The sequence below is a fragment of the Limosilactobacillus oris genome (assembly GCF_025311495.1).
GTDB classification, from domain to species: Bacteria; Bacillota; Bacilli; order Lactobacillales; family Lactobacillaceae; genus Limosilactobacillus; species Limosilactobacillus oris_A.
This window is the reverse complement of record NZ_CP104398.1, coordinates 1,105,034-1,117,364: the sequence shown is the minus strand read 5'-3', so window position 1 is coordinate 1,117,364 and position 12,331 is coordinate 1,105,034. Positions and strand designations below refer to the sequence as shown.

The window sequence follows — 12,331 nt, the reverse complement described above, 5'->3', positions numbered from 1 at the left end:
TGGCAGGCGGTAACCACGAACACCTTCCCGAAGTACGTTTACCAGGAACACTATGGACACCCGCAGGGCGGTTACTCTCCGGCAGTCACGATTGACCCGAATGCGGATTTAAGCACCCTTTCAGAGATTACCGTTTACGATCCATACGGGCCAACTTACAAGGTCTCAATTATCGATGATACGAATAACAAGGTCCTAAACGTGTACGGTGGTGACCGTGATAACTACTTATCAGTTCCCGAAGCTGGGGATGGTTATCAGCATACCCGGGATGCGGCGGAACAAACACGGCGGACAATTTATGCCGCGGTTGCCGGTTACCAGGACCAGGGCTACGTGGTAGTTTCCGATGACTTTGGTCAGATCAGTACTAATAATGCTGCCAACCAAAGCCACAGTGAGGGAATTGAGGACTACGCTAAGTATGTCTACACGATTCACCTGGCAAAGAAAGCCACCCCACAGACGGAGCAAAAGACGGTTAAGCGGATCACTTCGTGGCTGATAACCCAGCCCACGACCAGTTGCAGGCTAGTCAAACACAACTGATTAACTACACGACGTCTTATTTCATGGACCCGGACGGCAACTTGGTCAATGCTAAGCAACTGGTAGATAAGGACGGTAACGTTGTTAAAAATGACGCTGGCAACCCAATTTATATTGTTGATTCAGCTAACCAGACGACACCACGAAAGACCTGGACGGTTCTTGCTCCCGCCGTTGGTGACGGGGCAACGGTTACCGGTAACCAGGCTAGTTACCAGCAGGTACGGCAAGACTATATCAACGTGCCAACGGGAGCACTTGCGGGGCACTGGCAAATTGAACGGGCCGCAAGGAACACGGTTGACGGTCAGCAACTGGCAACTAAATTTGCACCAGTAGAAGTGGTTGACAATGATCTTCCAGACGGGACGGTCGAACATGTTTACCTGGTCTACACCCAACCACAAATTCCAGAGACGATTGATCCTAATGACGCTGGGAAGGTTACCCCCGCCACTCCAGGAAACACGCCGGGAAGTGGAGCGGAAACAACTACTTCTGCCAGTGCGGCGGTTAGCCCTGCTGCTACTCAACCGCCCGCCGCTGACGGCCAGAATGCACACGGCAAGCGCCTACCGCAAACAGGGCGGGCGAATAGCCGGGGACTGCTGGTCCTTGGCTTGACTGCTTTCTTAACGGCAATTGGCCTGGGCGCGGTAAATCGCAAACGACAAGATTAATAACTAAGCAAGTTTAGAATGCAAAGGCGGTTGCGACAGAAGGCCTTTCGCTTTAATAAAAACAAGGCAGTACACAATAGGGTTCCAGTGTTCGGCAAGGCCGAACTCTGGAACCCTATTTGTGCTTTTAAAGACTAGTTATGCGTTAACGGGACGTCAAAGTCTTATTATTAGATTTTTAGTAAGTCCAGGGAACTGGTTAACGGGTAGTCGGCATCCTTAATGGCGGCTGGATTGGCTGAACCGTACAGGGCTCCGGCAAACTTAACGCCAGCCGCCTTCGCCGCCCGCAGGTCATTGACGGTATCACCAACATAGACGCTTTCTTCCGGCCGGGCGCCGAGCTTTTCGACTGCCGCGAGGATTGGCTCGGGGTCGGGCTTGTGGTTGACCGTGTCTGCCGAGGTAATCACGGTATCAAACAGTTGTGCGAAGGGGTAGGTCTCGGCAAAGTGGTCGTATTCCGTCCGCAGCTTTGAAGTGGCCACCCCCAGCCGGTTCCCGGACACGGCCGCTAACTCGGTGAGAGCCTCAGGAATCTTTGGGAAGGGCTTGACCCGGTCCTCACGTTGGTAAGCCAGGGCGAACCATTCCTTTTGGATTGCTGCTCGTTCAGCGGGTTTAACCCCGAAGAGCCTTAGAGCGTCGTCTCCGGTGATTCCGAAGAGGTGCTTCATCGTTGCCTGCTCATCCTTGACCGGATAACCGTGCTTGCGCAGGGTCTCCACCATCGCTGGCATGTACATATCGAAGGTATCGATCAGGGTACCATCAATGTCAAAAATAAAGGTATTAATTTTAGTCATTATGTGCTTCCTTTCTCAACCGTAACCACTTATCAAACTCTGCCACCAGCATAATCAGGCAGGAGAAGATGACGACTGCTAGCCACTCGGTCAGGCTGATTCCCGTCACGTGGAAGGCGGCCTGCATGAACGGCAGGTAGGTCAAAAGCAGTTGGAAGGCCAGCATAATTCCGATTACCAGCCAGGCCTTGCCAGTGATTGTCTTGATTTGGCTGATGCCGTAGCGGTCGGTCCGGATACTAAAGAAGTAGAACAGCTTGCTGATGACGATGACGTTAATCATCATCGTTGTCGCGTTCACGACGCTGCTCCCGTGGCCCGTAAACCAATCGTAGGAGACGAGGGCAAAGATTGCCATCAGGGCGGAAACGTAGCCCATTTGGATTAGGTCGTGCCGGTTCATCAAGCGGGCGGAAACGGGACGCGGTGGTCGGTTCATCAAGCCCGGTGCGGCCTTTTCAAAGACAAAGGCAAACTGGATCGTGATGGCGGCCACCAGGTTAATCCACAGCAACTGGACTGGCTGGAGCGGCACCTGCTGGGCGGTTAAAATTGAGAAGGCAACGACTAAGCCTTCGGCAAAGGAAGTCGGCAGGAGGAAGAGGATACTCTTCTTGATGTTGTCGTAAATCCGCCGGCCCTCTTCAATCACCGCGGCCATTGTGGCGAAGTTGTCATCACCAAGGATCATGTCAGCGGCGTCCTTCGCCACGTCGGTTCCCTTGATTCCCATTGCGACCCCAATGTCGGCCTGTTTCAGTGCTGGGGCATCGTTGACCCCGTCACCAACCATGGCGGTCACCAACTGGTCCTTTTGCAGGGCATTAACGATTTCGAGCTTATTTTGCGGGGTGGTCCGGGCAAAGACCTGGTTAAACTTGGCGGCTTCTGCCTGTTCATCTGGCGAGAGCCGGTCCCATTCCGCACCAGTGATGGCGTGGATTTCACCGGGTGCCAAGGCCAGTTGATGGCCAATGGCCCGGGCGGTTTGCGGGTCGTCCCCGGTAATCATCTTGACCGCTACGCCGGCCTGGTTCATCTTCTTCAGGGCGGCAATCACTTCTTCCCGCGGGGCATCCTGGAGGGCGGCAAGGCCGAGCAGGTGGATTCCCCGGTAGAGATGGTCGTGTTCAACTTCCATCAGGTTTTCGCCGGTGACGGTCTGGTAGCCGAGGGCGATTACCCGTTTCCCCTGCTTGGACCACTCATCGACCCGGTTCTGCCACTTGGCGGTGTTAAAGCGCGGATCCGCCTTCGCAGCCATTTCAAAGAGCTTATCCGGAGACCCTTTGACAAAGATGACCTGCTGGCTGTTTTTCTGATCCTTCGTCAGTTCGGCAATGTATCGGTAGTCCGAATCGAAGGGCAGGAGGTCCAGTGGTTTAAATGGCGACTGGTAGTCGACTCCCATGACCTTCCGGTAGAGGGTTAAGAAGGCCCCGTCCGTCGGCTCACCGTTGATGGTCCACTTGCCATCTTCTTCGCTGAGGACGGTATCGTTGGCCTGGAAACCTGCTTCCAGAAGGAGCTTGAGCTGGTCGGTCAACTCAGCGGGGTGACCGTTTGCCAGCAGCTGGCCCTTCGGTGCGTAGCCAGTCCCGGTGACCGTGTAGTGGTGGTCACCAGCCCAGAGTTCAATCGCGGTCATTTCATTCTTCGTCAGCGTCCCGGTTTTGTCGGTTGCAATTACGTCGACTGAACCGAGCGTTTCCACTGCCGGCATCGACTTGATAATCGTCTGGTAGCGTTTTGCCATCTTGGAAACCCCGAAGGCCAGAATGACCGAGGTTGTAGCAGGGAGTCCTTCTGGAATCGACCCAACCAGCATGGCGACAACGGCCAGCGCCAGGGCTGGCAGGGAGTAGATTTGCAGGAAGAAACCGACAATGAAGATGATTGCCGAGCCGATGATGGTGATGTAGGAAACAACCTTGCCGACGTGGTCGATTTCCTTAGTCAGGCGGGTCTTCTTCGGCTTGATCTGGGCAACCTCTTGGGAAATCTTTCCGATCTCGGTCTGCTCACCGGTGGCGACGACGATTCCGATTCCGCTCCCGCTGGTAACGGAGGTGGAGGAGTAGGCCATGTTGACCCGGTCAGCGAGGGGAACGTCGGGATCGGTCAGGGCCTCGTCCGTTTTGATGACCGAGTTGGTTTCCCCGGTCAGGGCTGATTCTTCGATCCGGAGGTTGTCGGCCGAGACAATCCGCAGGTCGGCAGGAACGTTATCCCCGGCCTCGAGGAAGACTACGTCACCGACAACCAGGTTTGCGGCGTCAATGTCCTGGCGTTGCCCATCCCGGTAGACGGTCGCGTGCTGGGCCATCATTTCCTGGATTTTAGCAAGGGCGTTGGCAGCGCTGGTCTCCTGGAAGTAGCCGATCAGCGAGTTGAGGATAACCACCGCCAGGATGACGATGGCGTCGGTGTAGTGACCGATTAGAATCGTCAGCAGAGTAGCGACGAGTAAGATGTAGATCACGATGTTGTTAAACTGACGCAGGAAAATCTTCCATTTTGGTGTTGGCTTAACTTCCAAAATATTCTTACCATCCTTGGCAAGCCGTTGCTGAGCCTCGTGATTGTTCAGGCCGGCGGTCAATTCTGTCAGACCGTTGGCTTGTATGATTTCGTCAGTAGTTAGTTGGTATGCTTGTTTCATTGTGCTCCTTCGACAAGTAGTAAAGCGACATTACAACGGGCCAGATTGGCGGGTAGTTAGTGCGGCTTTATTGTGATGCGTTGTTCTCCTCCCAGTCTTATATTTACTAATCTTATCCTACCATATTTAGCAGCCTGATTAGGCGGAGTTAAAGGATTTTTAACTTATTTGGGAAATAAAAAATTCTGGTGAAAAACGTGCTTTCACCAGAATTCAAATTACAAATTACTTATTAAACGTTCCGTCTTCCACTGACCGAATAAAGTCGGCGAGGTGCTTGTAGTAGACATCCGGGTTATCGACCATGTGGTGGTGGCCCCCGTTAGGCGTCGTGACCAGCTTTGAATTTGGAATCAAGCTGTCCATCGTCTTGGCGGTTTCCAGCGGCATGGTTTCGTGCTCCCCAAAGGTCAGCAGGGTTGGCACCTTGATGTTCTTCAACTGGTCGCGGAAGTGCCAGTCCTTGAGCTTCCCAGTAACGACAAATTCATTATCGCCCTGAAAGACATTGTAGACAGCGTCCCCACCTAAGTCCTTCAGGTGGTAAAGCTTGGACGGCTGCTTGCGGTCCACGTACTGCTCGTTCATCACTTGCACGTACTCTTGGTACTTCGGGTTGCTGTAATCATTGCGGTCCTCGCAATCCTTCATAAAGGCTACCGCATCAGCCGGCAACGTCTTTTCCCGGAGGGCGTTCACGTGGTCGACGTATTCGTCGATTTCATCTACCATCGAGGAAATGATGGCACCCTTGAGATGTTGCCCGTACTTGACGGCGTATTCCTGAACGAGCAGGCCACCCCAGCTTTGCCCAATCAGGTAGATGTTATCGAGGCCCAGCTTTGCCCGTACTTCATCGACTTCATCGAGAAAGTATTCGTAAGTCAGGTACTTCTTGGCAATCTCCGGGTCGGAGTAGTCGGGCTGGTCAGAATAGAGGGAGCCCAGCTGGTCGTACATCGTTACCTGGACGTTCAGGCCCTGCTTAGCCAGCTGTTCGGCCGTATCTTCCCAGTATTCATGGTTGCCACCGGGGCCACCGTGGAGGGCGAGCAGGTGGATGTCGCCTTCGCCCTGGGTGTTGGTCCAGAGGTGGTAGCCGTTATCGAGCGTAATAATCTTTGTTCCTGTTTTCATACAGATTCTCTCCTTTGCTAGCTAATTGATAGTAAAACGTAATACTAATTTTACCGCACTTTGGCGCGGGATGCTAAGAACAGCCCTTGGCCTAGCCAACCTGCTGGCTGCCCGGAATGGTTAATTTGGCATTAGCAACCGGCAAGCGGTAGCTGATGGCTTCGTTGCCACGCAGGGTGAAGGCGTAGTCAGTCGCGTAGATAATTAGTTCGAGCTGGTGCCCAGCTGCCAGACGGTGGAACAGTGGCTGGAGGTCAAATTCGACCGTCACCAGCTGGCCGGCAAAGAGCTCGTCGGTTTGGCTGGCGCCGTGACGGTTTTGCAGGTTAATGTGACCACGGCTGACGACTTTGTAGTCCGTTGGGGCCTTTTGCAACTGGAACTCACGGAGGTCATCGCTGGCCCAGTGGTAGCCTAGTGGTAGGCCGCCCCGGTTGATGATCACAGGTGACGCGGTCAGACGTTTAGCAGGTCCCCGGTCGACCAGCAGGGCACTGATCAGGCCGTGGTCGGCGGAGGAAGATACCTGCAAGGTCAGCCGTGGCGTTCCCCGAAGCAGGGTGTCCCGGCTAAGTGGAGCACTGGTAAAGTGGCGGCTGAACCGGCCAGCATCATGGAGTAGGGCGGCCTGCCACTTGGCTGGGTGCTTGCACCAGTCATGGTAGGTGCTATCCGCTTGCCGGTCGGTGAATTTTTGAATGTCATCCTCGTTATCGTTCGGCGTTGTGGTCAAGGTCTGCCCCTTGAGGTAGTAGTTGACCGTTTGCCCTGCTGTCCACTGGTCGTAGCTGGTCCAGGTTGCCGGTGTCAGGTTGGACTGGACGAGGACGCTCGGCAGGACCTTATCGGCGTGGTTGTCCAGTCCCCAGAGCTTGTTAGCCAGCCAGAGATTGACCATTTCCGAAAAGTCGAGGGATTGGAAGGCATTGATGTAAATGTGCTGGCCCTGGTGGAGGATCAGCTTGCTGGTCACCGGCAAATGCGCCAGCCCGTCCGCTAAGGCCTTGACGTTGCTGGGCTTGACATTGGTGTCGTTGAGCCCGTGCACCATCATGACCGCGGCCTTGATGTGGGCAATTGCTGGCCGGTAATCCCGGGCAGCCCAGAAGTCGTTGTAGTTGCCAGTCTGCCGGTCCATGGCAGCGGCCATCCGGTCAACATACTTTAGGTAACGGCCCTTGATCCGGAAAAAGTCAGCGGGGCGCTTCGTCCGGCTGAATGTTTCGTCAGCGAGGGTGTCGGCGTCTTCCCCCTGGAAGCCCCCGGCGGCCCGGACCAGCCCATTTTCTCGGTAGTAGTCGTACCAGCTCGAAATGGCGGCTTCGCTGATAATTGCTTTGAGGCCGGCAACTCCGGTGGTCGCCACGGCCGTTGCGAGGGTGCCTAAGTAGGACCGGCCGGTCATCGCGACGTTGCCGTTACACCAGCCGGCTGTAATAGTATAGCCGCTATTCCGGTCGGTAAAGGCGCGGCGGTCACCGTGCAGCCATTCGACCACGGCCTTCATGGACGCTGTTTGTTCTGGCGAGCCGCAGGTTTGGAAGCCGTCTGAATCCTTAGTTCCAATTCCGGCTGCGTAAACAATGGCGTAGCCGCGTACCGCCAGGTAGTTATTCAGCGTATAGGCAGGGGTACCCGTGAAGCTGGTGGTGGCCTCCTGGGCCTCTCCCTTGACGGCGTGGTAGGCAAAGGTGGTTGGGAATTCTTCTTCAGCTGGGGCCTGCTGGTCAGCCGTTTTATGGGTGAGGGGGTGGTTGACGTTGTGGGTTGCTTTTTCGCCCCATTCGTCGTTGGTTCCCTGGTTGTACGGGCTGGCGGTAAACACTGCCGGAACCTTCTTAATATTAGATTCCCGTGGCCGCATAATTTCCACCTTTACCAGGTCAGCCTGACCATCAAAGTCGGTATCCATGTCGGTTTCCACGTAGACGACTTCCCGGATAAACTGCTGGGGGTCGTAGCTGGCAATGGGTTTGCCATTAAAAAAGAGCGGCTTTTGTTCAGCTGGCAGGTCGTAGGTCCAGGTCAAAAAGCCGTGGGCCGTCAGCAGGTCCAAGTAGTTTTGACCATTCTTGGCCCGGGTATTGAGAAGGAGGTAGAAAGCGTCGACTACATCAGCGCTGGTCCACGCTTCGTGTTCCCGGAGCGGCAAATTCAACTTTCGCCAGCTGGCAACGGGCTGGTCTAGCTGAAAATCGACTTCTGGTTCGAAGCGCAACAGCTGAAAGGCGACCCGGTAAAAAACATCAGTCGTCAGGGATGTCCCCAGCTTAAACCAGTCGTCGAGGGCCAAGGTCGGGGTAGCGAGGAGGTCGTGCAGCCATTCCGCGGCGGTCAGTGGGCTGTTGATACCTAAACGGGTGCGGACAAGTAGGGTTTCGAAGAGCTCGCTGGGGGTCAGCTGGTCGACTTCCTCCGCCCGCAACAGGTGCAGCATTGCCAACTCCTGGTGTTCCTGGGCCGGGCTGGCGCCGATAATGCTAAATTGGTTGAATTTCATTTGGTTCACCTCATTTAAAAACAGGACTACTGATAATTTAACTCTCCTTTCCATTGTAAACATTTTCTCTGGCAGCAGGGCCGACTTTTTCATTAATTAACGGTATAATTTAGGTGCTTGACTTAATTCAGAACTTTGTGAGGAAATAGCTAATGGCGAAAAATATTATGGAATTCTGCCACGTTGAAAAGCGGTTCGACGATAACGTGGTTCTAAAAGACATCGATTTTACGATTGAGGCGGGGAAGTTCTATACCCTGCTGGGGCCCTCGGGCTCCGGAAAGACGACGATCCTGCGGCTGATTGCCGGTTTTGACCAGCCGACCAGCGGTGAAATCCTGTTTAATGGTCAAAAAATTAACAATGTCCCGGCTAACCAGCGCCAGGTCAATACGGTTTTCCAGGACTACGCGCTCTTTCCGCACATGAACGTGGCCGAAAACGTTGCCTTTGGCTTGCAGATCCGGGGTGTCAAAAAGGCGGAAATCAAGCGCCGGGTTCAGGAGGCCCTCAAGCTGGTCCAACTGGAGGGCTACGGGGAACGGGAAATTACTGCCATGTCCGGTGGTCAGCGGCAGCGGGTGGCAATTGCCCGGGCAATCGTCAACGAACCGCAAGTCCTCCTCTTGGATGAGGCATTATCGGCCCTTGACCACAAGCTCCGGGTCAACATGCAGACAGAACTGCGCCAGTTGCAGCGTCAACTGGGAATCACCTTTATCTTCGTCACTCACGACCAAGAAGAAGCCCTGGCGATGAGCGACCAGATTATGATTATCAACGACGGTACAATCCAGCAGACGGGGACTCCGGTTGATATTTATGACGAACCGTTGAACCACTTTGTCGCTGACTTTATCGGCGAGAGCAACATCGTGCCGGGAATTATGAAGAAGGACTACCTGGTGTCCATCAACGGCCAGGACTTTGAATGCGTCGATGCGGGGATGCGGTCGAATGAACAGGTCGAGGTTGTCATCCGCCCCGAAGACTTGGACATCACTTCGGTTGAACAGGGGCAGTTGGTGGGGACTGTGGATACCCAGCTCTTCCGGGGGGTCGATTATCAAATCATGGTTCACGACGTCCGCGGGCACGAGTGGAAAATCAACTCCATCCATAAGACGACGGTCGGGGCCCAGGTGGGAATCAGCTTTGACCCCGAGGATATTCACGTGATGCGCTACAACGAAACCGAGGCCGACTTTGATGCCCGGCTGGACAGCTATGAGGAGGACGACTGATGCGGCAAAAAACACTCTTTATCGTCCCTTACGCGCTCTGGATCGTCCTCTTTGTCATTGCGCCGCTGGTTCTGATTTTCTACCAATCATTTTTTGACATCAGCGGGCACTTTACCCTAGGCAACTACGCCAGCTACCTGACCTCGCGGGTCTACTTGAAGATGACCTTCAACTCCATCTGGTACGCCTTTCTGATTACCCTGGTGACCCTATTGATCAGCTATCCGACGGCCTACGTACTTAACCACTTGCCAAACAAGCAGTTTTGGCTCCTCCTGGTGATCTTGCCAACCTGGATCAACCTCTTGCTGAAAACCTACGCCTTCATCGGCCTCTTTAGCCGGTCCGGGTCAATCAACCAGTTCCTGCAGTTCGTTGGCCTGAGCAGCCACCAGCTGCTCTTTACCGATGCCAGCTTTATGTTTGTGGCGGCCTACATTGAAATTCCCTTTATGGTCCTGCCGATATTTAACTCGCTGGCCGAAATCAGCCCATCACTGATCAATGCCAGCAAGGACCTCGGCGCCAGCCAGTGGCAGACGTTTCGCAAAGTGGTCCTGCCGCTGTCAATGCCGGGGGTCAAGGCCGGCATCCAAGCGGTCTTTATTCCTTCGCTCTCCCTCTTTATGATTACCCGCCTGATTGGGGGCAACCGGGTGATTACCCTGGGGACGGCGATTGAAGAGCACTTTCTGACCACCCAGAACTGGGGGATGGGATCGACCATCGGGATGATTTTGATTATTGCCATGTTTATCGTCATGTTCATTACCGGAGAGACTAAGCAGAAGGGAGGCACCCGCCGATGAGCAAGCGTCATTTTACCTGGTCGGGACTTTACCTGGCCCTGGTCTTTGTCATTTTATACGCGCCCATTGTCTACCTGGTGGTCTTCTCCTTCAGCGCGGGGACCACGATGGAACACTACCACGGGTTTTCGTGGCGCCACTATGCGGACCTCTTTGGGGATACCCGGATGATTACAATCGTCTTTAACACCATTATTATTGCCCTGCTGGCGTCCTTGATTGCGACCATCATCGGGACGCTGGGGGCGTTGGCGATTAAAAATACCCGGGGGAAGTGGCGCAACAGCCTGTTGTCCTTAAACAATGTCCTGATGGTGTCGCCGGACGTCATCATCGGGGCGAGCTTTTTGATCTTCTTTACCATGCTGGGAATCCGGCTCGGCTTTGTGTCCGTCCTGCTAAGCCACATTGCCTTTTGTATCCCAATCGTGGTGCTGATGGTCCTGCCGAAAATCAATGAGCTTTCCCCGACCCTGGTGGACGCTGCCTACGACCTCGGTGCGACCCGCTGGCAGGCCCTTTCCCAGGTCGTCCTGCCCGCCATCACTCCCGGAATTGGGGCCGGCTATTTTATGGCCCTGACCTACTCTTTGGATGACTTTGCGGTGACCTTCTTTGTCACGGGAAACGGCTTCTCGACCCTGTCCGTGGAGATTTACTCCCGGGCACGGCAGGGGATTAACCTAGAAATCAATGCCCTATCCGCCATCATGTTCCTGGTATCGCTATTGCTGGTGCTGGGCTACTACTTTATCAGCAAGCATGGCGGGCGGCGGAACCGGATTATAACCGTTAAGGAGGGGGACGCACAATGAAAAAACTTTTCGCGGTGATCTGCGGAATCGTCGCCCTGTGCGCGGCCTTGGCTTTTGGCGATTGGGCGCTCAACCACCGGCGGGGCGGCACGGCCAACCTGCTGACGATTTACAACTGGGGCGACTACATTGATCCGGCACTGATCAGCAAGTTTGAACGGCAAACCGGCTACCGGGTCGATTACGAAACTTTTGATAGCAACGAGTCAATGCTGACGAAAATCCGCCAGGGGGGAACTAACTACGACTTGGTAGTGCCCAGCGAGTATACGGTTCAGCGGATGAAAAAGGAGAACTTGCTGGCCCCGCTGGACCACCGCCGGTTGACCAACTTCCACTACATTGCCCCTGAATTCCGCAACCAGCCCTTCGACCGGGGAAACCGCTATTCGGTCCCGTACTTTTGGGGGACGCTGGGAATTATCTACAACGACCAGAAAGTCCGGGCCCAGGACGTCCAGCACTGGTCCCAGCTGTGGAATCCCCGGCTCAGGAATAACCTGATGCTGATCGACAGTGCCCGGGATGTCTTCGCCATGGCCCTGATTTCCCAGGGACAGTCGGTCAACACAACCAGTTACGCGAAACTCAAAAAGGCTCAGAATCATTTGAAGACCCTGACGCCAAACGTGAAAGCAATCGTTGCTGATGAGATGAAGATGTACATGGAACAGGATGAAGCAGCGGTTGGGGTCACCTACTCTGGGGATGCCCGGGAGATGATGTCGGTTAACCACCACCTGCATTATGTCGTGCCAAGCGAGGGAAGCAACATCTGGTTTGATAACATGGTCATCCCCCGTGCGGCTAAGAACAAGGCCGCGGCTTACGCCTTTATCAACTTTATGCTGGAACCGGCCAACGCGGCCCAAAATGCGGAATACGTTGGTTACGCGACCCCGAACGCGGCGGCCCGGCGGAGGTTGCCGAAACAGGTAACGGCTGACCGGGCCTTCTACCCACCTGCCAAGACGATGAACCACCTCCAGGTTTACCGTGACCTGCCCCTCAAGACGCTGGGCGTGTATAACGACCTCTTCCTGGAATTTAAGATGTTTGCTAAGTAGAAATAAAAAGGTGAGCCCTGGATGGTTAAGTTAGGGGCTCACCTTTTTTGCACTTTATTCTT

General features: G+C 54.5%; 10 protein-coding genes. 6 read left to right on the top strand and 4 right to left on the bottom strand.

From position 1 onward, the window contains the following. Positions 1 to 201: 201 nt before the first annotated feature. Together N4599_RS05645 and N4599_RS05640 are read left to right on the top strand one after the other, a co-directional pair. Positions 202 to 549, top strand: coding sequence for a hypothetical protein (locus N4599_RS05645; protein WP_191363276.1), 348 nt, complete (start codon positions 202 to 204; stop codon positions 547 to 549). Beyond that, positions 498 to 1,229 carry an LPXTG cell wall anchor domain-containing protein gene (locus N4599_RS05640; RefSeq protein WP_191363275.1) on the top strand — a complete coding sequence of 244 codons (732 nt, stop codon included), beginning with the start codon at positions 498 to 500 and terminating at the stop codon, positions 1,227 to 1,229. Before N4599_RS05645 ends, N4599_RS05640 begins: the two co-directional genes overlap by 52 nt. 170 nt (positions 1,230 to 1,399) lie before the next feature. On the opposite strand, the gene N4599_RS05635 is transcribed toward N4599_RS05640, so the two are convergent. From N4599_RS05635 to N4599_RS05620, 4 genes are all read right to left on the bottom strand, one after another. Continuing rightward, the gene (locus N4599_RS05635; protein WP_260898371.1) at positions 1,400 to 2,035 is read right to left on the bottom strand and encodes an HAD family hydrolase; all 636 of its coding nucleotides are present in this window, start codon (positions 2,033 to 2,035) and stop codon (positions 1,400 to 1,402) included. Continuing rightward, complete coding sequence (locus N4599_RS05630) at positions 2,028 to 4,697, bottom strand: HAD-IC family P-type ATPase (RefSeq protein ID WP_260898368.1); 2,670 nt, start codon at positions 4,695 to 4,697, stop codon at positions 2,028 to 2,030. Before N4599_RS05630 ends, N4599_RS05635 begins: the two co-directional genes overlap by 8 nt. Positions 4,698 to 4,922: 225 nt before the next feature. Further along, positions 4,923 to 5,834 carry a proline-specific peptidase family protein gene (locus N4599_RS05625; protein WP_191363272.1) on the bottom strand — a complete coding sequence of 304 codons (912 nt, stop codon included), beginning with the start codon at positions 5,832 to 5,834 and terminating at the stop codon, positions 4,923 to 4,925. A gap of 91 nt (positions 5,835 to 5,925) precedes the next feature. Then, positions 5,926 to 8,334 carry a Xaa-Pro dipeptidyl-peptidase gene (locus N4599_RS05620; RefSeq protein WP_260898366.1) on the bottom strand — a complete coding sequence of 803 codons (2,409 nt, stop codon included), beginning with the start codon at positions 8,332 to 8,334 and terminating at the stop codon, positions 5,926 to 5,928. Between the two features lie 152 nt (positions 8,335 to 8,486). Here N4599_RS05620 and N4599_RS05615 point away from each other — a divergent pair, with 152 nt between their 5' ends. Genes N4599_RS05615 through N4599_RS05600 form a run of 4 tightly spaced genes read left to right on the top strand, consistent with a single transcriptional unit; the run spans position 8,487 to position 12,269 of the window. Next, complete coding sequence (locus N4599_RS05615) at positions 8,487 to 9,578, top strand: ABC transporter ATP-binding protein (protein ID WP_260898364.1); 1,092 nt, start codon at positions 8,487 to 8,489, stop codon at positions 9,576 to 9,578. Beyond that, positions 9,578 to 10,387: an ABC transporter permease gene (locus N4599_RS05610; protein ID WP_062812480.1), complete on the top strand. Its 810-nt coding sequence runs from the start codon at positions 9,578 to 9,580 to the stop codon at positions 10,385 to 10,387. The genes N4599_RS05615 and N4599_RS05610 overlap by 1 nt, the downstream gene beginning before the upstream one ends. Next, positions 10,384 to 11,202 carry an ABC transporter permease gene (locus N4599_RS05605; RefSeq protein WP_191363268.1) on the top strand — a complete coding sequence of 273 codons (819 nt, stop codon included), beginning with the start codon at positions 10,384 to 10,386 and terminating at the stop codon, positions 11,200 to 11,202. The genes N4599_RS05610 and N4599_RS05605 overlap by 4 nt, the downstream gene beginning before the upstream one ends. Then, on the top strand, positions 11,199 to 12,269 hold the full coding sequence (locus N4599_RS05600; protein WP_260898359.1) for an ABC transporter substrate-binding protein: 1,071 nt from the start codon (positions 11,199 to 11,201) through the stop codon (positions 12,267 to 12,269). The genes N4599_RS05605 and N4599_RS05600 overlap by 4 nt, the downstream gene beginning before the upstream one ends. The last annotated feature ends 62 nt before the right edge of the window (positions 12,270 to 12,331 follow it).